Origin of the sequence: Nocardia sp. 852002-20019_SCH5090214, from assembly GCF_001665865.1 — a bacterium.
In the GTDB taxonomy this organism is placed as follows: Bacteria; Actinomycetota; Actinomycetes; order Mycobacteriales; family Mycobacteriaceae; genus Nocardia; species Nocardia nova.
The window spans coordinates 1-26,379 of sequence record NZ_LZMK01000393.1 but is presented as its reverse complement, the minus strand read 5'-3'; the positions used below and the strand labels follow the sequence as shown (position 1 = coordinate 26,379).

Annotated in this window: 26 protein-coding genes and 2 pseudogenes; 17 read left to right on the top strand and 11 right to left on the bottom strand. The window is 67.5% G+C overall.

Translation table 11 applies throughout. From position 1 onward, the window contains the following. Positions 1-148: 148 nt before the first annotated feature. Entirely contained in the window at positions 149-640 is a 492-nt protein-coding gene (locus A5780_RS32365) for a histidine phosphatase family protein (protein WP_064906694.1), read from the top strand. A gap of 23 nt (positions 641-663) precedes the next feature. Here A5780_RS32365 and A5780_RS32360 read toward each other — a convergent pair whose 3' ends face one another. Next, a complete protein-coding gene (locus A5780_RS32360) occupies positions 664-864 on the bottom strand; it encodes a hypothetical protein (RefSeq protein ID WP_030517105.1) in 201 nt (66 codons plus the stop codon). 84 nt (positions 865-948) lie between these two features. On the opposite strand from A5780_RS32360, the gene A5780_RS32355 reads away from it, so the two are divergent. The 5 genes from A5780_RS32355 (at position 949) to A5780_RS32335 (ending at position 3,765) form a co-directional block, all read left to right on the top strand. Beyond that, the gene (locus tag A5780_RS32355; RefSeq protein ID WP_063013654.1) at positions 949-1,317 is read left to right on the top strand and encodes a VOC family protein; all 369 of its coding nucleotides are present in this window, start codon (positions 949-951) and stop codon (positions 1,315-1,317) included. A 139-nt stretch (positions 1,318-1,456) separates the two neighbouring features. Then, complete coding sequence (locus tag A5780_RS32350; protein ID WP_030517103.1) at positions 1,457-1,882, top strand: MerR family transcriptional regulator; 426 nt, start codon at positions 1,457-1,459, stop codon at positions 1,880-1,882. 64 nt (positions 1,883-1,946) lie between these two features. Then, a complete protein-coding gene (locus A5780_RS32345; protein WP_063029230.1) occupies positions 1,947-2,423 on the top strand; it encodes a carboxymuconolactone decarboxylase family protein in 477 nt (158 codons plus the stop codon). 4 nt (positions 2,424-2,427) lie between these two features. Beyond that, complete coding sequence (locus A5780_RS32340; protein ID WP_063013658.1) at positions 2,428-2,739, top strand: GNAT family N-acetyltransferase; 312 nt, start codon at positions 2,428-2,430, stop codon at positions 2,737-2,739. A gap of 42 nt (positions 2,740-2,781) precedes the next feature. Beyond that, positions 2,782-3,765 (top strand): pirin family protein, encoded by a 984-nt coding sequence (locus A5780_RS32335; protein WP_064910950.1) that lies wholly within the window; start codon positions 2,782-2,784, stop codon positions 3,763-3,765. Here A5780_RS32335 and A5780_RS32330 read toward each other — a convergent pair whose 3' ends face one another. Continuing rightward, positions 3,766-4,641, bottom strand: a complete 876-nt coding sequence (locus tag A5780_RS32330; RefSeq protein WP_063013660.1) for a helix-turn-helix transcriptional regulator — start codon at positions 4,639-4,641, stop codon at positions 3,766-3,768. A gap of 101 nt (positions 4,642-4,742) precedes the next feature. Between A5780_RS32330 and A5780_RS32325 the strand changes: the two genes are divergently transcribed. Continuing rightward, positions 4,743-5,744 carry an aldo/keto reductase gene (locus tag A5780_RS32325; protein WP_064910948.1) on the top strand — a complete coding sequence of 334 codons (1,002 nt, stop codon included), beginning with the start codon at positions 4,743-4,745 and terminating at the stop codon, positions 5,742-5,744. A 33-nt stretch (positions 5,745-5,777) separates the two neighbouring features. On the opposite strand, the gene A5780_RS32320 is transcribed toward A5780_RS32325, so the two are convergent. Beyond that, complete coding sequence (locus tag A5780_RS32320) at positions 5,778-6,248, bottom strand: PaaI family thioesterase (protein WP_063013662.1); 471 nt, start codon at positions 6,246-6,248, stop codon at positions 5,778-5,780. A gap of 227 nt (positions 6,249-6,475) precedes the next feature. Here A5780_RS32320 and A5780_RS40445 point away from each other — a divergent pair, with 227 nt between their 5' ends. Beyond that, on the top strand, positions 6,476-6,613 hold the full coding sequence (locus tag A5780_RS40445) for a hypothetical protein (protein WP_156055745.1): 138 nt from the start codon (positions 6,476-6,478) through the stop codon (positions 6,611-6,613). A gap of 81 nt (positions 6,614-6,694) precedes the next feature. Here the strand turns inward: A5780_RS40445 and A5780_RS32310 are convergent, their stop codons facing one another. Beyond that, a complete protein-coding gene (locus tag A5780_RS32310; RefSeq protein WP_063013664.1) occupies positions 6,695-7,627 on the bottom strand; it encodes an AraC family transcriptional regulator in 933 nt (310 codons plus the stop codon). 182 nt (positions 7,628-7,809) lie between these two features. Here A5780_RS32310 and A5780_RS32305 point away from each other — a divergent pair, with 182 nt between their 5' ends. From A5780_RS32305 to A5780_RS32290, 4 genes are all read left to right on the top strand, one after another. Beyond that, positions 7,810-8,364, top strand: a complete 555-nt coding sequence (locus A5780_RS32305) for a cupin domain-containing protein (RefSeq protein ID WP_169812407.1) — start codon at positions 7,810-7,812, stop codon at positions 8,362-8,364. Positions 8,365-8,377: 13 nt separating this feature from the next. Then, positions 8,378-8,932 carry a hypothetical protein gene (locus tag A5780_RS32300; RefSeq protein ID WP_146098790.1) on the top strand — a complete coding sequence of 185 codons (555 nt, stop codon included), beginning with the start codon at positions 8,378-8,380 and terminating at the stop codon, positions 8,930-8,932. A gap of 69 nt (positions 8,933-9,001) precedes the next feature. Then, positions 9,002-10,075 (top strand): MerR family transcriptional regulator, encoded by a 1,074-nt coding sequence (locus tag A5780_RS32295; protein WP_104364588.1) that lies wholly within the window; start codon positions 9,002-9,004, stop codon positions 10,073-10,075. Then, the gene (locus A5780_RS32290) at positions 10,072-10,575 is read left to right on the top strand and encodes a hypothetical protein (protein ID WP_064910946.1); all 504 of its coding nucleotides are present in this window, start codon (positions 10,072-10,074) and stop codon (positions 10,573-10,575) included. Before A5780_RS32295 ends, A5780_RS32290 begins: the two co-directional genes overlap by 4 nt. Before the next feature lie 24 nt (positions 10,576-10,599). Here A5780_RS32290 and A5780_RS32285 read toward each other — a convergent pair whose 3' ends face one another. The 3 genes from A5780_RS32285 to A5780_RS41485 form a co-directional block, all read right to left on the bottom strand. After that, a complete protein-coding gene (locus A5780_RS32285; protein ID WP_064911028.1) occupies positions 10,600-11,730 on the bottom strand; it encodes an alkaline phosphatase family protein in 1,131 nt (376 codons plus the stop codon). 78 nt (positions 11,731-11,808) lie between these two features. Continuing rightward, entirely contained in the window at positions 11,809-12,978 is a 1,170-nt protein-coding gene (locus tag A5780_RS32280; RefSeq protein WP_082976849.1) for a diguanylate cyclase, read from the bottom strand. 113 nt (positions 12,979-13,091) lie between these two features. Beyond that, entirely contained in the window at positions 13,092-15,077 is a 1,986-nt protein-coding gene (locus A5780_RS41485) for a serine/threonine-protein kinase (protein ID WP_064910943.1), read from the bottom strand. A 136-nt stretch (positions 15,078-15,213) separates the two neighbouring features. Here A5780_RS41485 and A5780_RS32270 point away from each other — a divergent pair, with 136 nt between their 5' ends. The 4 genes and pseudogenes from A5780_RS32270 to A5780_RS32255 all read left to right on the top strand — a co-directional run bounded on the left by A5780_RS32270 (position 15,214) and on the right by A5780_RS32255 (position 19,273). Beyond that, positions 15,214-15,891, top strand: a complete 678-nt coding sequence (locus A5780_RS32270) for a hypothetical protein (RefSeq protein WP_063013675.1) — start codon at positions 15,214-15,216, stop codon at positions 15,889-15,891. 79 nt (positions 15,892-15,970) lie between these two features. Next, a pseudogene (locus A5780_RS32265) lies at positions 15,971-16,407 on the top strand (helix-turn-helix transcriptional regulator). A 17-nt stretch (positions 16,408-16,424) separates the two neighbouring features. Further along, a complete protein-coding gene (locus A5780_RS32260; protein WP_030517086.1) occupies positions 16,425-16,835 on the top strand; it encodes a VOC family protein in 411 nt (136 codons plus the stop codon). 62 nt (positions 16,836-16,897) lie between these two features. Further along, positions 16,898-19,273 (top strand): excinuclease ABC subunit UvrA, encoded by a 2,376-nt coding sequence (locus A5780_RS32255; RefSeq protein ID WP_064910941.1) that lies wholly within the window; start codon positions 16,898-16,900, stop codon positions 19,271-19,273. A gap of 152 nt (positions 19,274-19,425) precedes the next feature. On the opposite strand, the gene A5780_RS32250 is transcribed toward A5780_RS32255, so the two are convergent. Beyond that, positions 19,426-20,268, bottom strand: coding sequence for an SDR family oxidoreductase (locus A5780_RS32250; RefSeq protein ID WP_082976848.1), 843 nt, complete (start codon positions 20,266-20,268; stop codon positions 19,426-19,428). 80 nt (positions 20,269-20,348) lie between these two features. Between A5780_RS32250 and A5780_RS32245 the strand changes: the two genes are divergently transcribed. Next, positions 20,349-20,972 (top strand): TetR/AcrR family transcriptional regulator, encoded by a 624-nt coding sequence (locus A5780_RS32245; RefSeq protein ID WP_063013681.1) that lies wholly within the window; start codon positions 20,349-20,351, stop codon positions 20,970-20,972. 37 nt (positions 20,973-21,009) lie between these two features. Here the strand turns inward: A5780_RS32245 and A5780_RS32240 are convergent, their stop codons facing one another. From A5780_RS32240 to A5780_RS32230, 3 genes and pseudogenes are all read right to left on the bottom strand, one after another. Beyond that, positions 21,010-21,612 (bottom strand): Uma2 family endonuclease, encoded by a 603-nt coding sequence (locus A5780_RS32240; protein WP_063013683.1) that lies wholly within the window; start codon positions 21,610-21,612, stop codon positions 21,010-21,012. A gap of 158 nt (positions 21,613-21,770) precedes the next feature. Then, positions 21,771-25,724 carry a DNA-directed RNA polymerase subunit beta' gene (locus tag A5780_RS32235; protein WP_063013685.1) on the bottom strand — a complete coding sequence of 1,318 codons (3,954 nt, stop codon included), beginning with the start codon at positions 25,722-25,724 and terminating at the stop codon, positions 21,771-21,773. A 128-nt stretch (positions 25,725-25,852) separates the two neighbouring features. Further along, a pseudogene (locus tag A5780_RS32230) lies at positions 25,853-26,379 on the bottom strand (DNA-directed RNA polymerase subunit beta); the annotation flags it as partial.

Below are 26,379 nucleotides of genomic sequence, written 5' to 3'. Positions count from 1 at the left end.
CGGGTTTGGACAGGGCGTGCATCGCACCGGTTGCCTTCGGCCCCCGCTGTGACACTACCTTCAGTGTGCCTCAAGAGTGAGTTACATCTCTCATCAGGTAGCGATTTAGATAACACCGTTTACTTTCTACGGCGCTACGGTATTGCTCATGGCGCGGACGCTGATCCTGATGCGACACGGCAAATCCGCATATCCGCCGGGTGTCGACGACCACGATCGGCCGCTGGCGCCCCGGGGGCGGCGCGAGGCCGCGCTGGCCGGCACCTGGCTGCGCGAGACCCAGCCGGCGATCGACGCGGTGTGCTGTTCGGACGCGGTCCGGACCCGCGAAACGCTCGACGCGACCGGCATCGACGCGCCGGTCGTCTACGAGCATTCGATCTACGAGGCCACGCCGCACACGCTGATCGAATTGATCCAGTTGACCGGCGACGAGGTGGAGACGCTGCTGCTGATCGGCCACTCGCCGGGGATGCCGTGGACGGCGTGGGAGCTGGCGGCCAATCGCGCCTCGCTGCCGGCGGAGGAGCTCAGCCGCAAATTCCCGACCTCCGCACTGGCCGTGCTGGAATTCGACCGGCCGTGGTCACGCGCGGACCCGGGCACCGGCGAATTGGTCCGGTTCCACGTGCCGCGCTGACGCGCTGGTGTCGAAAAGGCTTGTCAGCGTAGGAATTTGCCGCGCACGACGACGACCGCGCCGAGCAGCACGAGCACCAGCAACGCGACGAACCAGTTCGTCAGCGCCCAGACGACGCCCAGTACGACGATCACCGGGACCGCCGCGACGAGGGCGATGAACGGGCTTTCCTTGACCGTTTCCAGCGCCGACCGCGCCCGGACCCGATCGATTTCCTTGGCCATGTACTCAGAGTAGGTGCTCGGCGCTGGTTGCGCCCGAATTGTCCGGCAACCCGGATTGTCGGTGGTCGATGAGATGCTCCTCACATGGATTGGAAAATCGAACTCGTCGCCATCCCGGTCACCGACGTCGACCGGGCGAAGGACTTCTACACGAGCATCGGATTCAACGCCGACCACGACGCCAGCCCGACCGAGGACATCCGGTTCGTGCAGCTGACTCCGCCGGGTTCGGGGTGTTCGATCTGCATCGGCAAGGGCATCACCGACGCCGCGCCGGGCAGCGTGGTCGGTATGCAGATGGTGGTGTCCAGCGCCGAGGATGCCTATCGACAACTGGTGGCCGCCGGCGTGGAGGCCACGCCGGTCAAGGACGAGGGCTGGGGCCTGTTCACCTATTTCGCCGATCCCGACGGCAACAAGTGGGCCGTGCAGGAATTGCCGCAGCGGGGTTGAGCCGCCGCCGAGTCGAGCCCGGGCGGTGCGTTCCGATGCGCTCGGGCTTGCATGGAGTGCACTCCAGGTGGGTACTGTCGAAGCGCAGATCCGGCGCAGCCGGTGCGGGTCGGCAAGCGGCTCAGGAAGGCGAGGGGCGATGACGGCAACCACGGCGAATCCGCTCGAGCACACCGAGGATTACGAGCGCCCGAAGTATTCGATCGGCGATGTCGCGGAGCGGTCCGGCCTCACCCGCGACACGCTGCGCTGGTACGAGCGAATCGGCCTGATGGACTACATCGGCCGCGATTCCAGCGGCAAGCGCCGGTTCAGCGATCGGGACCTGAGCTGGCTGCACCTGATCGGCTGTCTGCGCACCACCGGGATGTCGGTCGCCGATATGGTCCACTACGCCGAGCTGGTGCGCGCCGGCGACGAGACCACTCCGGAGCGGCTGGAGATGTTCCGCAAGACCCGAGAGGGCGTGCTCGCCCAGATCGAGGACCTGCACAGCACACTCGCCGTGCTGGACCGCAAGATCGGCCTCTACGAGGGCAGAGTGGCTGCCATGCAAGACATCTGAACCCGCGTGACGTCGCATACATCCCGCGCAAGGTGACGCAGCGCACGGTTAGGATGCCTCCGCTATGCAAACCCCCGCCGCCGATGCCCGCATCTGGATCGACAAACAGAGTCCCGAGCCCTTCCGCGCGCTCAACAGCGTCGCACTGGCCGTCCGCAACGCCGCCGCGGCCGCCGGTCTCGACCGCTCCCTGGTCGAGCTGGTCAACGTGCGCGTCTCGCAGATCAACGGATGCGCGTACTGCCTGGATCTGCACTCCCAGGCAGCGCTGAAGGCAGGCGTGACCCGACAGCAACTCGACGTGTTGCCGGCCTGGCGGCGTACCGAGTTGTTCACCCCGTCCGAATGCGCCGCCCTCGCACTCGCCGAGACGACCACCACGTTGCCCGATGAGGACACCCTGCAACGTGTGTACGCCCATGCGCGGCAACAGCTCTCGGACGAACAGGTTTCGGTGATCGTCTGGGTCGCGACGACCATCGGCGCGTTCAATCGCGTGTCGATCATGAGCAGGCATCCGGTGCGGGAACGGAAGGAGTAACCCGATGATCGATCAGGCCGCGACCGCAGCAGTCGTCCGCAACGACGCGCAGCACCGCTACGAGGTGTGGTACGGCGACAAACTCGCCGGATTCGCCGAATATCGCGACAACGGCGAGGACACCACCTTCATCCACACCGAGGTGGATTCGGAGTTCAGCGGGAAGGGCCTGGCCGGCACGCTGGCGCAGCACGCGATCGTGGACACGATCGACCGCGGCCGTGCGATCGTGCCCCGCTGCTCGTTCATCAAGAGCTGGCTCGACAAGCACCCGGACTACGATGCTCACGTAGTGGGCAAAGGCATTCAGCGGTAACCGCGCCCGGCATCAGCGGTGACCCCGGACCGGAGGTGGCCGATGAGCGATCTCGAGGCGAATCCCGCCGAGGCGCTGTGCGAATCGTCGCCGGCGCCCGGCCCGCGGGCGGATTTCTATCCGGCGCGGGAGGTGCCACTGGGCGGCGTGCGCGGCGTCACGGTGATGCGGGTGCTGCCCCAGCGCGATCTGCCGACGGTCGGGGCCTGGTGTTTCCTCGACCACTTCGGTTCGACCGAGACCTCGCATCGGCTGCCGCCGGATATCGATCCCCATCCGCATATCGGATTGCAGACGGTGACCTGGCCGTTCGACGGCCGGATCCGGCATCGCGACAGCGTCGGATCCGATGTGGAGATCGAACCCGGCCAGCTGAATCTGATGACCTCCGGACGCGGTATCGCGCATTCGGAGTACACCGTGCCCGGTGCGCCCGCCGGGCAGGGGCTGCAGTTCTGGACCGCCCTGCCGGACGCGCACCGCGATATCGCCCCGCACTTCGAGCAGCATCGCGAGCTGCCCGTGCTGGCCCGCCCGGGACTGCGGGCGACCGTGCTGATCGGCTCGCTCGGGGATGTGCGCTCCCCGGCGATCACCTACTCCCCGATCGTCGGCGCGGACATCACCGTCGGCCCGGGCGCGGACGCACATCTGCCGCTGGCACCCGAATTCGAGCATGCGGTACTGGTGATGTCGGGTGAGGTGCGCATCGACGACGTACTCGCCGAACCCGGTCCGCTGCTGTATCTGGGCAGCGACCGCGCCGAACTGCGGCTGCGCAGCGCATCCGGTGCGCGGGTGGTGCTGATCGGCGGCCAGCCCTTCGGCGAGGATCTGGTGATGTGGTGGAATTTCGTCGGCCGCAGCCACGACGAGATCGACGCCGCCCGCACCGCATGGGAGAAGCACGACACCGAACGCTTCGGCGACGTCGCGGGACATACTCCGCAGCAACGCATTCCGGCGCCGCCGCTGCCCAACCTGCGGTTGCGACCGCGCACCCGCCGCACATTCCCGCCCCGCTGATCAGCCCCGATCGAAAACCGTGCTGCCCGAATCGGTCTCGTCGGTCATGGTCTGGGTTCCGATGACGCGCAACAGTTCCAGCCGCTCCTTGGCGTCGGTACCGGGGCGCGGATAGTAGACCAGCAGATGCTGGGCGGCATTCGGCGTCACCAGCGTTTCGCAGACCAGGTCGAGCAGCCCTACCTGCGGATGCCGGATCCGCTTGGCATCGCTGATCCGGACCGCCACCTCGTGCGCCGACCACAGCCGTTCGAATTCGGGACTGACCGCCCGCAGCTTGGTCACCAGTTCCGTCACGTCGGGGTCGCCCGCCCGCCGCGCGGCGGTCGCCCGCAGATCGGCGACGTGCCGGCGGGTCAGCCGGTCCCAGTCTGCGTCGGGGAACGTCTCCCGGCCGGCCGTATCGGTGAACCAGCGCCACAGCAGGTAGCGATCCATGCCGGTGAAGCGGGTGTGGTCACCCATCATGTTGATGTGCATGCGGTTCTGCGCGAGGATCTCGCCGAGATCCGACACCACGCACGCGGGCGTGTCCTCCAGCTTGTCCAGCAGGTAGAGCAGCCCGGGTCCGACGTGCCGGTCGCCGCCGCCACGATGGGGCGCCGCATGGCCGCACAGGTGGTAGAGATGATCGCGCTCGTCGTCGGTGAGCCGCAGCGCGCGGGCGAGTGCGCCGAGAACCTGCACCGAGGGCCGCGGGCCCCGTGACTGCTCGAGACGGGTGTAGTAGTCGGTGGACATCCCGGCGAGCAGGGCGACCTCGTCGCGACGCAGGCCGGGAGTCCGGCGGCGGGTACCGGGCAGCAGTCCCACATCGGCGGGCTGTAGCTGTTCGCGCCGGCGCCGCAGGAAATCGGCCAGTTCATCGCGATCCATCACTCCACTGTGCCCCGGCGCGGCGGCCGCAGCCAGGGATCGCCGATCCCCCGATAAACGATCTCTGCCGAAGGCGGCGGATCGAGGCGCAGGATTCGAGCATGACTATCGAGCAGACACAACTGGGCGCGACGGGCCCGAAGGTCGGACGCATCGGTCTCGGCGCGATGGGGATGTCGGGCGCCTACGGGAAATCCGACGAGACCGAATCCATCGCCACCATCCACGCCGCCCTCGACTCCGGCGCCACCCTCGTCGACACCGGCGATTTCTACGGCGCCGGACACAACGAAATGCTGATCCACCGGGCCCTCGCCCAGCGCCCGCGCGAGGACTACCAGCTGAGCGTGAAATTCGGCGCCCTGCGCGGTCCGGACGGCAGCTTCGGCGGCGTCGACACGCGCCCCGAGGCGATGCGCAACTTCCTGCACTATTCGCTGCAGCGGCTGGGAGTGGACTACGTCGACATCTACCGCCCCGCACGGCTGGATCCGGCGGTTCCGATCGAGGACACCGTGGGCGCGATCGCGGAGATGGTGCAGGCCGGCCATGTGCGCCACATCGGACTGTCCGAGGTCGGCGCGCAGACCCTGCGGCGTGCGGCGGCAGTGGCACCGATCGTCGATCTGCAGATCGAGTACGCCCTCATCACCCGGGGCATCGAGCGCGAAATCCTGCCCACGGCACGGGAACTCGGCATCGGGATCACCGCCTACGGTGTGCTCTCGCGCGGCTTGCTGAGCGACTCCCTGCGCGCGAACCAGACCTTCGCCCCCGATGATTTCCGCGCCCACAGCCCGCGATTCCAGGGCGAGAACCTCACCACCAATCTCCGGCTGGTCTCCGCGCTGGCGGAGATCGGCGACCGGCACGGCGTGAGCGTGGCACAGCTGGCGATCGCCTGGGTCCTGACCCGAGGCGCCGATATCGTCCCGCTGATCGGCGCGCGCCGGGTCGACCGCTGGACCGAAGCGGTTGCCGCACTGGATATTCGGCTCTCCGAGTCGGAGCTCGCCGCGATCGAGGCGGCGGCGCCCGCCGAGGCGGTCGCCGGTGACCGCTACGCCGCCCCGCAGATGGCCATGCTGGACAGCGAGCGCTGAATCTCCTTCACCGCCCGCGTATTCGCGGCGCGGCTACTTGCGGCGCGGCCGGATCACCGCGGTGAACGTGGCCGCGGCGACCGACTTGCCGGTGCTGTCGGTGATGTCGACCGGCATCGCCAGTTCCACCGGCTGCTGCGCGGCGATATCGGCGCGGGCCTGTTCCAGTTCCGCCGCGGTCAACTCCGAGGTGGCGCGGAACGGGCCCGCCTCGCCCTTGGCCCGGGCCAGATATTCGATCCGGCCGTCGCGCGCGACGATGAACGTCTCGCCCATCAGGTCGACGATGCCGGAAATGGAGGCGCCCATCGCGGCCGTCTCCGCGAGGCCGAACAGGATCGCGGCGTGCACGTCGCCGTTGTGATTGAGGTGTTCCGGCTTCGGCGCCATGCTCACCACATTGCGGCCGGGCAGATATTCCACCCCTTCCACCCCCGCGAACTGGATGAATCCCAGCTTCTGAAATCCGGCCATCACCAGCTCGCCCATGGCAGCGTGGTCCATTGCGTCTCCCGTCGCACCCAAAATTGAAACGTGTTCCACTTTTTTACTCTGTACGAGGAAACCTGTCCACAGCACGCCGCCACACCGATCCGACAGGAGTGCCCGAAAAATCCGAAAAGAAGGTTGTTCAGATTCGGCGGATTTTGGTTAAGCTTCATTCCACTGCGCTGAGCACGGCAGGACAACCAACCGGGTCCGCGGACCCATGATGCACGAGGAAGCAGTTCATGAACGCCTTTATCGCCCTGATCGACTCCAACTCCGCCGGCACAGTGAACTCGAACAGCGTCTTCACCAACATCATGAACCTGTTCGTGACGGGGTCGGCGGGGTCCGCCACCCAGGGCGGCGGCATCTTCAACTGAGCCGCGCTCCGCAACCTCGGCCCGCCCCCGACCCCATGCACGGAGGCGGGCCGTCGGCATTCCGGCGGACGACCGGGATGTTCAGGCGCGCAGCTGACCGGGAGTGGTGTGGAAGCGGCGGCGGAACGCCTTGGTGAAACTACTGGCCGAACCGAATCCCAGATCCGCGCCGATATCGGCGACGCTGCGCTGCCGGTAGGCCGGATTCCGCAGGCGGTCGCGGGCGATCTGCAGCCGCTGCTCCCGGATGACCTCGCTCGGCGTGGTGCCGGCCTGACTGAAGGCGAGTTGCAGCTGGCGCAGCGACCAGCCGAGGGCCGCCGCGACGCGCGCGCCGGTGAGCTCCGGATCGCCCGCATGCGTGCGGATGTAGCGCCGGGCACTCACCTCCACCTGCGCCAGCTGGGCGGGCGCACTCGGCGGTTCCCCGAGAATCTGCATACACAGCAGATCCACCAATTGTTCCGCGACCGTGTCGAATTGGTGGTCGGTGAGCGCTGCGCGCTCGGTGTACAGGGTGCCGGCCACCGCCCCGGCGACGCCGCCGATCCCGGTGCTGAGATCGAGCGGCCGCGGCGGTGGCTCCCGGCGGTTCAGACGATGCCGGATGTCCTCGCGCGCGATCGTGACGATGAGCCCGTGCGAGCCCTCACACATCGACATCTCGAAGGGTTCGTCGGTGGAGACCAGGCACGCGCTGCCGGGCGGCAGGGAACCGGTGTCGTCGCCGTGGCGGAAGGCCAGGGTCCCGGTGATCGGTACGAGCAGACGATAATCGTGGTCGGGGTCGGTGCGAATGAGCCGCGCACTCCGGAAATAGGTGACGGCATCGGATTCCCAGCCGACGAGTTGATACGACTCGGTACGGCGCAGCGAGGTCCGGCCGTGAAAGTCCGCGGAAGTCGGGAACCGGTAGCCCAGCGCGCACTGGTACGAGCTGATCAGATGAGCCCAGTAATCGACCCGCTCGTGCGGCTCGATCGCACTCGTCGTCTCCGATTCGGCAGTGGTCATCGTGGATATCATCGCCGGTTTTCCGATTCTGCGCACGCGAACAATGGCCGTGCGTTTCAGGACACGTGGGCACGCCCCGGCGCTCGCTACCGTGCCGGAGAGCTGATATCCGGAAACGGGCTGTACAACGGCGGAATACGGGTCCGGATCAGCGCGGAATGGATGAGGATCAGGAGGTTTTCATGCGCAGGATCGTGGTCGGGGACGACGGCGCCGGACAGGGCACAGTACTTTCCGACGAGAAGGTCGAGCCGCTGACGCTGGCATTGTTGCCGGGGGCGCAACTGCATCGGATGTGGGAGGTCGACGAGCTGCCCACACTTCCCGTCGACCGGATGCCGTCCGATGCCGACACCAGCTACTTTCCCGGCCCCGGCGGAGTGCGCTTCGGATTCATCTCCGTCCCACCGGGTTTGAGTTACGAGCCCGACGCCGAGCTGTCCGAGGCCGAGATGGCGGCGGTGGCGGCCGAGGCGGAGCAGAAGCTGCCGGGCATGATGGCGGCCTTCGACCCGGCTCGTCCCGGCGTGCACGCCACCGAGAGCGTCGACTTCGTGGTGGTGCTCAGCGGAGAGGGCCGCCTGCGGATCGGCGACGGTGAGGATGTGGCACTGCGACCGGGCGATTGTGTTGTGCAGCACGGCGCCCCGCATGCCTGGTTCAACGACGGCACCGAGCCGTTCGTGTTCTGCTACACCCTCTGCGGCGTCGAGCGGACCACGCCGGCCGCACCGTGAGGCGAGCGCGACGATGAGAATTTCCGGAAGTCGTTGGCGCAGCTTCGAATACACGCCCGTCGACGCCGGTCCGTGCGCGGTGGAACTGCCCTCCGCCGCCGTGGGCGTACCGCGGCGATTCTTCGACTGCCTGCTGGTGCGCATCGTCGTCGAACCCGGGGACTGCCCCATCAGTGGTGACGCCGTGCGCGCGGTCCGGCAACTGTGCGCCGACAGCGACGCATCCTTCGTCGTCCTCGCCGGCAGTCCGTTCTGCGTGGCGGGCGGCAGTCGTTTCACCTTCGCCTCCGGTCAGGCCGACGTACTGACCCATCTCGCCGACACCCTGGACGTGCTGGCCGAGTTCGCCGATCGCCTGGAGGAACACGGCGAACGCGCCCACGCGATTCCGTTCGGCTGGAACGTCGCGTGCCGGATGGAGATGCCGGCGCGGCCGTGGACGTCGACGCTGACGCTGCGCGCACCGGCCCCGCCGCTGCGCTTCGACGGATTCGCACCCGCACCCCGCGGCCGTCCGCATTGCCCGCACGCCCTCGTGTCGGCGCATTCGCGCACCTTCCGGCGGTGAGGTCGAGCCACCGCTCGTGAAATTCACCGCTCTTGACCTTCAGGTCGGCTGAAGCTTCATGATGGGGCGGTGGCGGAATCCGGAATGGTGACGATCGGGGCGTTCGCGCGGGCCAGCGGGCTCACGGCGAGCGCACTGCGGTTCTACGCAGACTCCGGACTGCTACCGCCCGCGATCGTGGATCCGGTGTCGGGATATCGGTACTACGCCGACGACCAACTGGAACGGGCGGTGGCGATCCGCGGTTTGCGCGAGATCGGCATGCCGCTGGACACCATCGCGGCGGTGCTGGCGGCCGGGGACGAGAGCGCGGGACAGCTCATCGACGAGCACGTCGCCGGGCTGGAACAGCAGGTGCGCCGCGCTCGGGGAAGGGCAGCCGAGATCAAGGCGACGCTCGGCACCGGGCGCGGGTGGGCGGTCGCGACGGTCAGTGGTCCCGTCTTCGCGACGGCGGTCGAGCAGATACTCGCCGCGACCGTGCACGAGCCGGAGCATCCCGTCTTGAGCGGTGTCCACGTCGAGGTCTCGGCGGAGGCGCTGACGCTCACGGCCACCGATCGCTACCGGCTCGCCACCCGCACCCTCGTCCCCGAGCGGCCGAGTTCGACCGAGTGGGCCGCGACCGTCGACGGTGACGATCTGCGGCTGGCCGTGCCGCGGATCCGCCGCCACCACCAGGTCCGGCTGGATGCCGGACCGCATTCGGTCCGGTTCCGGGCCGGTGAGTCGCCGGCCGGTACGTGCCGCATCCTGCCGGGACCGTTTCCCGACCACCGCATGCTGCTGGGTTCCATCGACACCGCCCGCACGCGCGTCGTGACGCCGAGGGACGCACTCGTCCGGGCGGTGGAATCGCTACGCGCACGCCATATCCGGCTGTGCGTCCGCACCGGGGCGATCGCACTCGCCGGGGCCGGTTCCGATGCGGCCGAACAGGTTTCGGCCGCGGTCACCGGACCGGATGTCGAGCTCACCTTCGACATCACCACCCTCTACCCGGCGATCGGCGCGGCCATCGGCCCGGACGTGATGATCGACATCGCCGGTCCGAAGCAGCCCGTCGTCATCCGATCCGCGGACGACGGCGACCTCACCACCCTGGCGATGCCCGTCGCCCCCGCCCAGTTCGAGGAATCATGACCGACACCGTTGCCCACGACCCCACCATGGCGGCCATCGGCGCGGCCGTGGAACGCGGCCGGCAGGGCGAAACCGACTCCGCCCGAGGGCAACTCGCCGAACTGTGGGAAACGATCGGACCGGTGGGCGATCCGCTGCACCGCTGCACCCTCGCCCACTACCTGGCCGACCTCCACACCGATCCGGCCCGGGCACTCGTGTGGGACATACGGGCCCTCGACGCGGCCGACGCCCTCACCGAGGCGCGGGTGCAGAGCCATCACTCGAGTCTGCACATCGCCGGGTTCTACCCCTCGCTGCATCTGAACCTCGCCGACAACTACCGGCTGCTGGGTTCGTTCGACGCCGCCGCGGAGCACATCGCCGCGGCGCGCGACCGTGCCGGCGCGCTGGCCGAGGACGGCTACGGCCGGCTCATCCGCACGGCGATCGACGAGGTCGGCGCGGCGATCGATCGACGATCGACCCGGCGCCGCGATTCCGCGCCGTCGCCGTCGTGACCGAAAGCCGCGGGGCCGGAGCCACTATCCGCCGACGACCACCGGTACCAGTTGTTCGTCGTCGGTCCACGCGCCGTGGTGGCCGAGCAGTGTCGATTCGACAGGTTCGCGACCGGGGCAGACGAGCACGCTGCGGTCGCGTGCCACGGCGATGATGTCGCCGATCCGTTCGGCGATCGCCGGACCGGGCGGGGTGGGCCCGAACCAGTGCTCGGCCAGCGCCTGGTCGCGACTCACCACACGTGCGTGCCCGGCCAGTTCCTCGGCCCACGCGGCCAGCACATCGGGCAGCGCGCCGGGACGTTCCAGGTAGACGTGCCGCGCCCGGGCCTCCCCGCCGATCAATCGCACCTCGCGATGCAGGTCGGCGCGTGCGTCCAGATCGACGACCTCGCCCGCGCGAATCATGCCGTGATCTCCGGTGACGATCAGCGTGCACGTCGCGGGCAGTTCGGTCAGCAGATCCGCCACGAGCGCATCGATCCGAGCCAGTTCCGCCAGCCATTGCGCCGATCCCGGACCGTACAGATGTCCGTTCGCGTCCAGCTCCGGATAGTAGGCGTAGGCGAATCGGGACCCGGAGCCGGAACCGGCCGCGACGGAAAGGATTCCGTCCCGGACGCCGTCCAGGTCTTCGGCCGGGTGCAGCGTGCCCGGGGCGCGGAAGACGGCGCGCGTCAGACCGGATCCGCCCTGATATCCGGGAACGACGTAGTGCACCTCGACGCCGTGCGCGGCGAGGTCCTGAACCCGGCTGCGAGCCGGCTGTATCTGCTCGGGCGGGTACTGCTCGCGGGCATCCGGACCGGTCGCACTGTCCAGACGCCAGCGCAGCGCGTTGAGCAGTCGCGGCCCCGCATCGGCGGGCACGGCGAAGCTGTAGCCGATGATGCCGTGGGTCGCGCACGGTGCGCCGACCGCAAGGCTCGCCAGGCCGACCGCGGTCGTGGCCGGGAATCCGGTGGCCACGGTGGTTGCCACATGTGCGGCCAGCGTCGGCGCGGTGTCGCGGTGGCGGGCGAGCAGTTCGGCGCCCAACCCGTCGACCAGCAGCACCACGGCTTCGCGGTTCGGCCTCAGGCCCAGCGGATTGTGCACATCCATCCCCAGGGCGGCGGCCACCGAGGGCAGGAGGTCGGGGAGTGAGTAACGCATCATCGCCCATGGTGCCGCATCGATTCCGCTGCGACGAGCCGATTTCCGAGCCGACCCGCGGCGGCTCCGGTTTCCCGCTCAAGCGAGAGGTTCGCGCAGTTCCCGGACGACGATGGCATTGCCGCCCCGTTGTTTCGCCCGATACATGGCGGTGTCCGCGAAGCCGAGAAGCCGCTCGGGCGAGACACCGTCATCGGTCGCCGCACCGAGGTCGACGACCACCACGCCGATGCTGGCGGTGACCGCGGCCCCATCGCTCGAATTCTCGACCGCCCGCCGCAGCCGCTCGGCCATCGCCCGAGCGGCTCCGGCGTCCAGCGGACCGACGATCGTGAACTCCTCACCACCGGTGCGCGCGATGGTGGCAGTGGGGTCGGCGGTGTCGCGCAACCGTGCCGCGATTCTGGCCAGCACCCGGTCGCCCTCCTGATGCCCGAAGGTGTCGTTGACCTGCTTGAATCGATCCAGGTCGATGACCATCGCGCAGAGCGGCGCGCCGGGGGCGAACACTCTCGGTAGGTGGTAATCGAGGCCGCGCCGGTTCAGCAGGGTTGTCAGCGGATCCGACAACGCGTTAGTGCGCAGCACCCAATAGAAGAACTGCAGCGTGGGGAGCACGAAAACGACGGCGAGGACCATGATCAGCGCGGTGGCCATCGCAAGGGGGACGTCGCGATCGGAGTCGGAAGAGATCATCATTCGTCCCGTGACCAGCAGCACCGAGAACAGCGACCACCCCGCGTGCACGGCGAGAGCCTTGGCGCTGTGGAAGAGCGCGAGGTAGCCGCCGGTCAGGATGAGGGTGGTCGCGTTGATCATCGCCACGCGGCCGGAGACCAGCAGGCTGCAGATCGTGATGGCGATATCCGCGACTGCTATCAACGCCAGGGAAACCGAAGCAGTCGGCCAGGGCAGTAGATACCAGCGCAGGGCCGCCAACAGCGCCACAACGGCGAACAGGCCGATCACCGCCCGGCCGAACGCGCTCTGCGGGCCTTCGGGCGACAGCAGGAGCATGAGGGCGACGAAGCACAGGCCCAGCCCGGATGTGCCGATCGAGAATTTCAGCAGGCCGAGCGCCCCCTGGTTCCGGAGCGTGCTCAGCAGCCAGCGATAGTCGATGGGTTCTCGCCACCACATCCGCACGGCGCGCAGTCCGCCGGAGTTCAGCGCGTCGGCGACACGTGTCCGCGCGGACACGCCCCTGCTGCGGCGAGGCTCGACGCCGACCGGCTCGGGTGCAGCCATCCGACAACGTTAGGACCGCGTCGGACGCCCTGTGAAGTGCCGCAGGACCAGCGATCGATGGCCGTTATGCCCTCCTCCGCCCAAACCTCGAACGAGCCGGCTCGGTGCCGGGGTCAGTTCCTGATTTCCCGGATGAACACCCGGCCGTCACGGGTGGTGGTGATGGCGGTGTAGGCGCGATAGAGGAAACCGCGGTCGGGGCGGCGCTCGAACACCTGCACCCGGTAGCGGTCCGGGACATCTCCACCGGTCACGTGCACGCAGTGCTGGGTGCCGACGGGGACCTGGTCGATCTGCCTCTGCAGGGTTTCGGCGGAGGGGACGGCGGTCGATTCCGGAGCGACGTATTCCCGGGCCGCCGAACCGCTTCGGGTGTCGTACCGCGCGTATTCGTAGCCCAGCACGGCGTCCGGGCCGGATGCGGTGCCGCCGGGCGCGTCGTCGTTGACGTCGGTCGCGGTCCGGGTGGCGTAGCACCACGGAACGCTGTCGGGCGCCGCGGCTTTCGCATCGGGGGTGGCTGTCGCATCCGGCGCGGCGACACCCATCGGCAGCTGCGGCCACCAGCGATCGTAGATCTCCAGCGCCGCATGTTTGGTCCAGCGCAGGCCGAGGACGAATCGGGAACGCTGCGCGTCCCGGGGGAACAATGTGTACAGGTCCTGCGTCCCGGTCGAGTCCGGCGTCGGCAACACCACATCCAGCGGATCCGCGAAACCTGGATGCTTCGCCAGCAGGTCCCCACTGTGTCTACTGGCGTCTGCGGCGAATTCAATTGCGGCATCGCTGTTTTCGAGATCGACGATCTCCACGCGCAGATCCCGATCCGGATTCTCGCAGGCGACGGCCGCTCGCTCTCCCGCCGTCGCATCGACCGCGCACCGCGTCCCCGACCACCCCGTCTCCCCGGGCCGATCGGACAACAGCTGCGGGAAACTGTCCACGATCAGCCGATGTTTCGCATCCCAGCCGACAGGAGCCGAACCCCGGCCCGACAGTTCCCCGATCGCCAGCCCCGCTCCGGCCACGAGGACCACGACTGCGGCGACGGCCGCGCCTCGCCGGATCCACCTCCTCGGCCGCGCCCCGACGCGAACCGCCGGCGAAGCGATCGACGGCTCGCCCGGCGTCGGTCGATGCCCCCGCCCCGGCACGTCGAATGCCTGCCGCACCGGAAATCCCGCCTGCGTGACTGCCACCGCCCCTTCCTCCTCGGCACGGTCCGGGGCGTAATACACATCGCGTACCGAACCAGATCCTCGGCCGTGGAAGGCATTTCGTAGATCGGCGGCGAATTCCCCACAGCTGCCGTACCGCTCGCCCGGGTGTTTCGCCATCCCCCGCACGAGCACCGCGTCGAGCGCCGGCGGCAGATCCGATCGCACCGCGGTCAGCCGGGGAATCGGTTTGGTGACGTGCCCGGCGACCACCTGCCCGGGATTGGTTCCGGCATAGGGCGGCCGGCCGCACAACAGGGTGAACAGGGTGCAGGCCAGGGAATACTGGTCGCACCGATGGTCGAGCGGTTCACCGGAGAGCTGTTCCGGGGAGGCGTAGGCGAGAGTGGCGGTGAGGGTGCCGGTCACCGTGAGTTCGGTATCGGCGTCCTGTAATCGGGCGATGCCGAAATCGGTGAGGACCGCCCGTTCGGCGCGACCGGCGTCGGGTGTCTCGAGCAGGATGTTCGCCGGTTTGATGTCGCGGTGCAATACCGCCTTGCTGTGCGCGTAGTCCAGTGCCGCAGCGGTTTCGGTGACGATGCGCAACACCCGCTCGGTGGTGAGAGCCCGCCGGTCCAGCCGCGCCGCATCGGTACCGTGCACATACTGCATGGATATCCACAGGTGTCCGGCATCGGCGCCGCGGTCGTAGATCCGCACGATGCCCGGATGTTCCAGGCGGGCAACGATATCGGCTTCCTGATCGAACCGGCGGCGGCGCTCGTGATCGGCGGAGACCTCGCGGTCGAGCAGCTTCAGTGCCACTCGGCGCGGCAGCCGCGGGTGGCGGGCGAGATAGACCGTTCCCATTCCGCCACGGCCGAGGACGCCCTCGATGAGGTAACCGGCGAACGTCTCGCCGATCGCGAGTGCGGCCACGGTCCCCCTTCTGGTCGAACCCACCGAGGCGTCAGCAGCTTACCGGGCGGATCCGCCGGCCCTCGCCGGGCGGTGGCCTCCTCCGATACCGTGGATATCCAGCGTCGCGTATGTCGATGAAGGTGGTGAGATCGCAGTGTTCGACCCGTTGGCCGATATCGACCGGGCCCTCGCCGACCGGGCCGGATGGACGTGGTTCGACGACCACCTGCTGTACACCTGCGGGGTGCTCGATCTGCTGCGTCGCGAGGAGTTGGCGCGGATGCCCGTCAAGTCCACCCGGATCCGGATCGACCCGGGCGAGGTCTGTATCGCGGAAGGCCCGGCGACCTGGTCGTTCTGGCGGGCGCCCGGGGACGGCAGCTGGACCCGCAACAACATCTACGTCGCGGGCAGCGCCTCCTTCGTCGCGGCCGCGCAACTGGGGAACGCGCTGGTGAATCAGGCCCGGCGCCAGCGTGCGGAGGCCGCGTCGCAACCGCGCTGGATCGCCGAACGCCCCGGTTCGGTGATGATCTCCGACCGCCGCATCCACCTCACCAACCCCGACTACTCCTTCCGGATCCGGTGGGCATCGCTGGAGACGATCGACCTGACCGCCGCCGATCAGGTGGTCGCGCGCTACGTCGACCGCAATCGGACCTTCCACCAGTGGCAGGTCCGAACACCTTGGGCCGTACTGATATTCGTCGTCGCCGCCCATCTGCACTTTCCGAATCATCCGCTGCTGCTGTCCGGAAATTGGCTACCCGCGGGTTTCGAGGACAAATGCCATCTCGCGGGGAAGAAATGCCCACCGGTCCGAGAGCGCTGACCTCGTCCGCCGCCACCCCTCGTCCCGCTCGTGGTGAGGGTTGCTGGGCAATGTCGGCGCCGCGTGGCACCATCGCGTTGTGAGCAGCACACCTGCCCCCGACCCGCGCCTGCGCGATCTCGCCCGGCTGCGCAAGGTCCGCGACCGCATCGACCGGGAATATGCGAAACCCCTGGATGTGGAGGCCCTCGCGCGCGATGTGCACATGTCCGCGGGGCATCTGAGCCGGCAGTTCCGCCTCGCCTACGGGGAATCGCCGTACGGATATCTCATGACGCGGCGAATCGAACGCGCGATGGCGCTGCTGCGCCGGGGTGATCTCAGCGTGACGGAGGTCTGCTTCGAGGTCGGCTGCCAATCGCTGGGCACCTTCAGTACCCGCTTCACCGAACTGGTCGGAGTGCCGCCGAGCGTCTACCGGCGCGAGGCCGCCGACGCCACTCTGGGCATGCCGTCGGTGTCGCGAAACAGGTGACCAGACCGATCAGGAATCGAGAAGCGCAGGTTACCGAGTAGGAATTAGCGTGAGCGACATGGACATCACCATTCACGACACCTTCCTCCCGCAAGACGATCCGGAGGCCGCGCTGACGTTCTACCGCGACACCCTCGGCTTCGAGGTGCGCAACGACGTCGGCTTCAAGGGCATGCACTGGATCACGGTCGGCCCCGCCGGACAGCCGGACATCTCGATCGTGCTCTACCCGCCGAACGCCACCCCCGGTGTCACGGAAGAAGAGCAGCGCACCATCTCCGAGATGATGGCCAAGGGCACCTTCGCCAGCCTCAACCTGGCGACCAAGAACGTCGACGAGGTGTTCGAGCGGCTGCAGGCGAACGGGGCCGAGGTCGTGCAGGAGCCGACCGACCAGCCCTACGGACTGCGCGACTGCGCGTTCCGCGATCCCTCGGGCAATCTGCTGCGGATCCAACAGGCCTCCTGAGCCGACCCCGACAACCGAGCCGGCCCGGCGGACCAGGCCGCCCACCCTGAATTGGAGAAACCATGAGCAAGGCCTCGACGCCGGACCGGCACGTTGCCGACACCCACGACCTGATCCGCGTACACGGTGCGCGGGTCAACAATCTCAAAGACATCAGCGTCGAAATTCCCAAGCGTCGCCTGACCGTCTTCACCGGCGTCTCGGGATCGGGGAAGAGTTCGCTGGTCTTCGGCACCATCGCCGCGGAATCGCAGCGGATGATCAACGAGACCTACAGCGCCTTCGTCCAGGGCTTCATGCCGACGTTGTCGCGGCCGGAGGTCGACTTCCTGGACGGCCTCACCACCGCGATCTCGGTCGACCAGGAGCGAATGGGCGCCAACCCCCGCTCCACGGTCGGCACCGCCACCGACGCCAACGCGATGTTGCGCATCCTGTTCAGCCGCCTCGCCCAGCCGCAGATCGGCTCGCCGAACGCCTATTCGTTCAATGTGCCCTCGGTGACCGCCAGCGGTGCGATCACCGTCGAGCGCGGCGGTAAGACCAAGGCCGAGAAGGCGACCTTCCACCGGCTCGGCGGTATGTGCCCGCGCTGTGAGGGCATGGGCTCGGTCACCGATTTCGACCTGACCGCCCTCTACGACGAGAGCCTGTCGCTCAACGAGGGTGCGCTCACCATCCCCGGCTACAGCATGGACGGCTGGTTCGGCCGCATCTACCGCGGTTGCGGGCTGTTCGACCCCGACAAGCCGATCCGCAAGTACAACAAGCGGGAACTGCACGACCTGCTCTACAAGGAGCCGACCAAGATCAAGGTCGAGGGCATCAACCTCACCTACGAGGGGCTGGTCCCGAAGATCCAGAAGTCGATGCTGTCCAAGGATGTCGATTCGCTGCAGCCGCATATCCGTGCGTTCGTCGAGCGTGCGGTGACCTTCACGACCTGCCCGGAATGTGAGGGCACCCGGCTCAGCGCCGAGGCCCGGTCCTCGAAGATCGGCGACAAGAGCATCGCCGACGTCTGCCGGATGCAGATCAGCGATCTCGCCGAATGGGTGCGCGCTCTCGACGAGCCGTCGGTCGCACCGCTGCTGAAAGGTCTGCAGCACCTGCTCGACTCGTTCACCGAGATCGGCCTCGGCTATCTGTCACTGGATCGGCCGGCGGGCACGCTCTCCGGCGGTGAAGCCCAGCGCACCAAGATGATTCGCCACCTCGGCTCGTCCCTGACCGATGTCACCTACGTCTTCGACGAACCCACCATCGGCCTGCATCCGCACGATATCGAGCGAATGAACAACCTGCTGTTGCAGTTGCGCGACAAGGGCAACACGGTGCTGGTGGTGGAGCACAAGCCGGAAGCGATCGCGATCGCCGACCATATCGTCGATCTGGGTCCGGGGGCCGGAAGCCAAGGCGGCACAGTCTGTTTCGAGGGCGATATCGAGGGGCTGCGCGCCAGCGACACGATCACCGGCCGCCATCTCGACGATCGGGCGAAACTGAAGGACGCGCCCCGGAAGTCGGCCGGCGCGTTGGAGATTCGCGGCGCCTCCACCCACAACCTGAAGGATGTCGACGTCGACATCCCGCTCGGGGTGCTGTGTGTGATCACCGGCGTGGCCGGATCCGGTAAGAGTTCGCTCATCCACGGGTCGGTCGCCGACCGCGACGATGTCGTGGTGGTCGACCAGGGCGCGATTCGCGGCTCCCGGCGTAGTAATCCGGCCACCTACACCGGACTGCTCGAGCCGATCCGCAAGACATTCGCCAAGGCCAACGGCGTCAAGCCGGCGCTGTTCAGCGCGAATTCCGAGGGCGCGTGCCCCACCTGCAACGGCGCCGGCGTGATCTACACCGATCTGGCGATGATGGCCGGCGTCGCGACCACCTGCGAGGAATGCGACGGTAAACGCTTCCAGGCGGCGGTTCTGGACTATCACCTCGGCGGGCGCAACATCAGCGAGGTGCTGGAGATGTCGGTGGCGGAAGCCGAGGAGTTCTTCGGCGCGGGTGAGGCGAAACTCCCGGCGGCACACAAGATTCTGCAACGCCTCGGCGATGTGGGACTCGGCTATCTGAAACTGGGTCAGCCCCTCACCACGCTGTCGGGTGGTGAGCGCCAGCGCATCAAACTCGCCACCCACATGGGCGAGAAGGGCGGGATCTACGTTCTCGACGAGCCGACCACGGGCCTGCATCTCGCCGATGTGGAGAACCTGCTCGGCCTGCTCGACCGCCTCGTGGACTCGGGCAAATCGGTGATCGTCATCGAACACCACCAGGCGGTCATGGCGCATGCCGACTGGATCGTCGACCTCGGTCCCGGGGCCGGCCACGACGGCGGGCGCATCGTCTTCGAGGGAACGCCGGCCGATCTGGTCGCCGATCGCTCGACGCTCACCGGCGAACACCTCGCCGCCTACGTCGGCGGGTAATTCGCGACCCCCCGCGACAGCGATCGCTTCTCCGAGCGCCTGCCGGTTCCGGTCGACCGGAACCGGCAGGCCGGGTGCGTCGGCGCGGGCGGCTCAATGCTGCGCCGACGCGGTCTGTGGTCGCCCGAATCAGCGAGCGGGCGGGTAGGGCGTCATGCGGTGTCCCCACCGGTGGGATCGGCCAGGCCGCGTTCGTAGGCCGCGCGGGTGGTGGAACCGCGGGTCGCGGCGACCTGATCGGGAACCATGCGCCGGAAGGTCAGGTCGCGCAGGCGCTGCGGGAGCAGTTCGGCGAGCCGGACGAGAGGACCGATGTATCGCGGCACGGTGACCTCGAAACGAGGGTGTTCGAGGGTCCGCAGCACCGCGCGGGCGACATCGGCGGGCTGGAGCAGTTTCGCGGCGCCGGTGGCGGTTCCCGCGGCCAGTTCGGTCGCGACCACCCCCGGCATGATCACCGAGATCCGCACGCCGCTGCCGCGCAGTTCCTCGCGCACGCCGGTCAGATAGCCGAGCACCCCGTGTTTGGTCGCGGCGTAGGTCGATTCGCCGGGCGGGGACAATCGCGCGGCGGCCGAGGCGATCGTGACGATATGGCCCTGCCCCCGCGCCCGCATGCCCGGTGCGACCAGCCGCACGCCGCGGATGACGCCGTGCAGATTGACCTCCAGCATGCGCGCGGTCGCGACCTCGGGCTCCGCGTCGAACGGGCCCACCCACATCACCCCGGCATTGTTGACCAGCACGTCGATCGGACCCCACAGCGATTCCACGGCGGTGACGAAGCCGCGGAAAGAGTCCGTGTCGGTGACGTCGAGCGCGAAACCGCGCACGGTACCGGACAATTCGGCCGCGGTGGCGATAGCCGCCGGTTCGTCCCGGTCGCCGATGGCAACCCGGGCACCGGCCTCGGCGAGCACGCGCGCGATCTCCCGGCCTATGCCCCGCGCCCCGCCGGTCACCGCGACGACACGACCGGCAATCGGTGAGGTCATGGATGTTCTCCATTCTGACATGCCTGCGTGTCAGCAACGATGCTCTAGTGTGCCATAGGCCGGGACGTAAGGACAGGGGCATGTCGGGACGGAAGTATCAGGGACTGATGCCGGACGAGCGTCGCGTGCAGCGGCGCGCGGCGATCCTGGACGCCGCGCTGGAGGTTTTCGGCACCACCGGGTATGCGGGCAGTTCGGTCAAACAGATCTGCCGGGTCGCGCGGCTCACCGAACGGTATTTCTACGAATCCTTCGCCGACCGCGAAAGTTGCCTGGCCGCCCTGTATTCCGAGGTCGTGGACCAGGTGCGCGCCGCCACCACGGCCGCGATGATATCGGCGGGCGACGACATCGACGACCGAACCCGTGCCGGAATACAGACGTTCATCGAATATCTGACCGAGGATCGGCGACTTGCCAGAGTGGCCCTGATCGAGGCCGTCGGCGTGTCCTCCACCATGGAGGAACGCCGCCACGAGGTACTGCGCGAATTCGCCGAGATCGTCACCACCACCTGGGCCGCCGCCCGCTCCGAACCCCTGTCGGCCAAACAACATGCGGCCGCGGTCGCCCTCGTCGGCGGCGTCAACCACCTACTGGTCGACTGGCTGATGAGCGGCACACCCCACACCCCCGCCGCACTCACCGACGTCTGCACCACCCTGTTCATCGCCGCCCGCCACACCCTCGAAGCGGAAGCCTGATCGGCGGACCGACCCGCCGGCGGGTTTCCGAGGCCGCCTACCAGGTTATTTCGGGCAGTTCCACGTCGATCGGGAAAGGCTTCTCGATGCGCAACTGTTTGCGGAAGACGCCACTGGGCGCGTAGCAACCGCCCTCGGGCAGCAGCTCGAACGTGTAAACGACCATCGCGTCATCCTCGTTCTCGACGCGCCAGAAGCACTTGATGCCTGCCTCGGCATACTGCGCGGGACGAAGTTTGCGATCCTTGGTCTTCGTGCTGGGCGAGACGATCTCTACGGCGAGATGCACGTCCCCCGACTGGTAGACCGACGTATGCGGCCCGAACGCGGCCCGCGACACGATCAGAACATCCGGCTCCGGCACGGAATGGCCCAGGTCGATGCCCTTCTCGGAGATCACGACCATCTCCGTCGGCAGGATCGGTCGTAACGCGGCCTTCAGCGTGTCCCGGACCTCGTCGTGCCAGGGATCAGCAGGGGCCATCATCACGACTTCACCGTCCAGCAGCTCGAAGTTGCCATCGACTACTTCCATCAAGCGAGGTAGATCTTCGGCGGTGAACCCGCCGGGTGGCGGCGTCGGCAACAGCACCATCCGACCGCGGATCGGTTCGTCGTGGTGATGGTGGGCGACGGTCATACCTGAAGGCTACCCGCTGGATCGATCGTGATCGGGTCCGTTTCCTCGCTCATTCGACTCGGTTCCACCCGAAGGCGCTCGCACCGAGCGAACCGTGAATACGATTCGGCCCCCGTTCCGTTCGGAACGGGGGCCGAATGTGGTTGTCCTCTACCGGATTACCGGTAGTCGCTGAAACCGTAGTCGTCCAGCGGGACCGCGGCACCGGTGGTGGTGCCGAAGCCCTCCGGGCTGTAGTAGGTGTCGTCGTAGGACGGCACCGCGTACGCCGCGGCACGGGCCTCTTCGGTCGGCTGCACCTGGATGTTGCGGTAGCGGTTGATACCGGTACCGGCCGGGATCAACTTACCGATGATCACGTTCTCCTTCAGGCCGATCAGCTTGTCGGAGCGGCAGTTGATCGCCGCGTCCGTCAAGACACGAGTCGTTTCCTGGAAGGAGGCCGCCGACAGCCACGAATCGGTGGCCAGCGACGCCTTGGTGATACCCATCAGCACCGGGCGACCCGACGCGGGCTCGCCACCCTCGGCGACGACGCGGCGGTTGGACGCCTCGAACTCCGAACGCTCCACCAGCGAACCGGGCAGGAACTCCGTCGCACCCGAGTCGATGATGGTCACGCGGCGCAGCATCTGGCGAACGATGACCTCGATGTGCTTGTCGTGGATGGACACACCCTGCGACCGGTAGACCTCCTGGACCTCGTGGACCAGGTGGATCTGCACCTGACGCGGGCCCATCACACGCAGCACCTCGTGCGGATCGGCCGAGCCCTCCAGCAGCTGCTGGCCGACCTCGACGTGGTCGCCGTCGGCGAGCAGACGCTCGGAGCCGTCCTCGTGCTTGAACACCCGCAGACGCTGACGCTTCGACAGCTTGTCGTAGACCACCTCGTCCGAACCGTCGTCCGGAATGATCGTGATCTTGTAGAAGCGGTCGTCGTCCTCGAGCCGCACCCGGCCCGAGACCTCCGCGATCGGCGCCTTGCCCTTGGGCACACGAGCCTCGAAGAGCTCCTGCACGCGGGGCAGACCGCCGGTGATGTCGTCACCCGCGACACCACCCTGGTGGAAGGTACGCATGGTCAGCTGGGTACCGGGCTCACCGATGGACTGGGCGGCGACGATACCGACGGCCTCACCGATGTCGACCAGCTTGCCGGTCGCCATCGAGCGGCCGTAGCAGGTCGCACACACGCCGGTGCCGGTGGTGCAGGTGAGCACCGAGCGGACCTTGACGTCGGTGATGCCGGCCTCGAGCAGCGCCTCGATGGCGGGGTCGCCGAGGTCGTGACCCTTCTCCACGATGACGTTGCCGCCTGCGTCGACCGCGTCGGCGGCCAGCGTCCGGGCGTAGGTGCTGGTCTCCACGTGCGGATCGCGGATGAGCAGGCCGTCGGGCTGCTTCTCGGCGATCGCGACGAGGATGCCGCGCTCGGTGCCACAGTCCGTCTCGCGCACGATGACGTCCTGCGACACGTCCACCAGACGACGGGTCAGGTAACCCGAGTCGGCGGTACGAAGCGCGGTGTCGGCCAGACCCTTTCGCGCACCGTGGGTGTTGATGAAGTACTCCAGAACGGTCAGGCCCTCACGGAACGAGGACTTGATCGGCCGCGGAATGAACTCACCCTTCGGGTTGGTCACCAGACCCTTCATGCCCGCGAGGGTACGAGTCTGGGTGAAGTTACCCGTGGCGCCCGAATCGACGATCGTGATGATCGGGTTGTCGGCCGGGTAGTGCGCACGCAGCGCCTTACCGACCTCTTCGGTCGCTTCCTGCCAGATCTTGACCAGGGCGTTGTTGCGCTCCTGGTGGTCGAGAGCACCACGCTGGTACTTCTTCTCGATCTGGTCGGACTGCGCCTCGTAGCGCTCCATGATCTCGGCCTTCTCCGGCGGAACGAGAACGTCCGACATGGAGACGGTGACACCCGAACGCGTGGCCCAATAGAAGCCGGCGTCCTTGAGCTTGTCGACGGTCTGCGCGACCACGATCATCGGGTAGCGCTCGGCGAGATCGTTGATGATCGTCGCCTGCCGCTTCTTCGGCATCTGCTCGTTGATGAACGCATAGTCCGCGGGCAGCAGCTCGTTGAAGATGACCCGGCCCAGGGTGGTCTCGCACAGCCACGCGTCGCCGCGCTGCCAGCCCTCGGGGAACAGCTCAGCCTCGATGTCCTTCGGCGGGCGCTGATCGGTCAGGCGCACCTTGATCAGCGAACGAACCGTCAGCTCGCCGCGGTCGACGGCCATCTGGGCCTCGGCCGGCGACGCGTAGACGCCCTGCTCGGGAGCATCCGCGGTGGCAGGCCGGTACTCGCCCTTGGCGCCCTCTTCCAGGCGGGTCAGGTAGTACAGACCGGTCACCATGTCCAGACGCGGCATGGCCAGCGGGCGGCCGGACGCCGGGGACAGGATGTTGTTCGACGACAGCATCAGGATGCGGGCCTCGGCCTGCGCCTCCGCCGACAGCGGCAGGTGCACGGCCATCTGGTCACCGTCGAAGTCGGCGTTGAAGGCCTCACAGACCAACGGGTGCAGCTGGATGGCCTTACCTTCGACCAGCAGCGGCTCGAAGGCCTGGATACCCAGGCGGTGCAGCGTGGGCGCACGGTTCAGCATGACCGGGTGCTCGGCGATGACCTCTTCGAGGACGTCCCACACCTGGGCACGCTGCCGCTCGACCATCCGCTTGGCGGACTTGATGTTCTGCGCGTGGTTCAGGTCGACCAGACGCTTCATCACGAACGGCTTGAACAGCTCCAGCGCCATCAGCTTGGGCAGACCACACTGGTGCAGCTTCAGCTGCGGACCGACGACGATGACCGAACGGCCGGAGTAGTCGACGCGCTTACCGAGCAGGTTCTGACGGAAACGACCCTGCTTACCCTTGAGCAGATCGCTCAGGGACTTCAGCGGGCGGTTACCGGGGCCGGTCACCGGGCGACCGCGACGGCCGTTGTCGAACAGCGCGTCCACGGACTCCTGCAGCATCCGCTTCTCGTTGTTGACGATGATCTCGGGGGCGCCGAGGTCGATCAGTCGCTTGAGGCGGTTGTTGCGGTTGATCACGCGGCGGTACAGGTCGTTCAGGTCGGAGGTGGCGAAGCGGCCACCGTCGAGCTGAACCATCGGGCGCAGCTCCGGCGGGATCACCGGAACGGCGTCGAGGACCATGCCCATCGGCGAGTTGCCGTTGGACTGGAAGGCCGCGACGACCTTCAGGCGCTTGAGCGCGCGCAGCTTCTTCTGGCCCTTACCGGTGCGAATGGTTTCGCGCAGGTTCTCGGCCTCGGCGTCGATGTCGAAGTTCTCCATCAGCTTCTGGATGGCTTCGGCACCCATCGCGCCGGTGAAGTACTCGCCGTAGCGGTCCTGCAGCTCGCGGTAGAGGACCTCGTCCACGATCAGCTGCTTGGGAGCCAGCTTGGTGAAGGTGGTCCAGATCTCGTCGAGCCGGTCCAGCTCGCGCTGGGCGCGGTCGCGCAGCTGGCGCATCTCGCGCTCGCCGCCGTCCTTGACCTTGCGGCGGACGTCGGACTTGGCACCCTCGGCCTCGAGCTCGGCCAGGTCGGCCTCGAGCTTCTGGGCGCGGGCCTCCAGGTCGGCATCGCGCTGGTCGGCGATCGCCTTCTTCTCGACCTCCATCTCCGCCTCGAGCGTGGACAGCTCGTTGTGGCGCAGATCCTCGTCGACGGTGGTGATGACGTAGGCGGCGAAGTAGATGATCTTCTCGAGATCCTTCGGCGCCAGGTCCAGCAGGTAACCGAGGCGGCTCGGCACACCCTTGAAGTACCAGATGTGGGTGACCGGCGCGGCCAGCTCGATGTGGCCCATCCGCTCACGACGCACCTTGGCGCGAGTCACCTCGACGCCACAGCGCTCACAGATGATGCCCTTGAAGCGGACGCGCTTGTACTTGCCGCAGTAGCATTCCCAGTCCCGGGTGGGACCGAAGATCTTCTCGCAGAACAAGCCGTCCTTCTCCGGCTTGAGCGTGCGGTAGTTGATGGTCTCCGGCTTCTTGACCTCACCGTAGGACCAGTTGCGAATGTCTTCGGCGGTCGCCAGGCCGATCCGGAGTTCATCGAAGAAGTTGACGTCTAGCACGTAACTTCCTTTCCCCTGTTCGGGTTCAGTATCGAGCAAAGTTCGCTAGTTCGTCCGCCGTGGCGGACCACTTCCGCGGAGCGGGAAACTATGCCCCGGCGCCCAATGCGGGCGCCGGGACCGATCGGCTACTGCGCGAGGTCGTCGACCGTCGCAGCTTCGTTGCGGGACAGGTTGATGCCGAGGTTGGCCGCGGCACGCTCGAGGTCCTCGTCGTCACCGTCGCGCATCTCGATCGCCGCGCCGTCGGAGGACAGTACTTCGACGTTGAGGCACAGCGACTGCAGTTCCTTGAGCAGAACCTTGAACGATTCCGGGATACCCGGCTCGGGAATGTTCTCGCCCTTGACGATCGCCTCGTACACCTTCACACGACCGACCACGTCGTCGGACTTGATCGTCAGCAGCTCCTGCAGCGTGTAGGCAGCGCCGTAGGCCTGCATGGCCCAGCACTCCATCTCACCGAAACGCTGACCACCGAACTGCGCCTTACCACCGAGCGGCTGCTGAGTGATCATCGAGTACGGACCCGTCGACCGCGCGTGAATCTTGTCGTCCACCAAGTGATGCAGCTTCAGGATGTACATGTAACCCACCGCCACCGGATACGGGAACGGCTCACCCGAACGACCATCGAACAACACCGACTTACCGT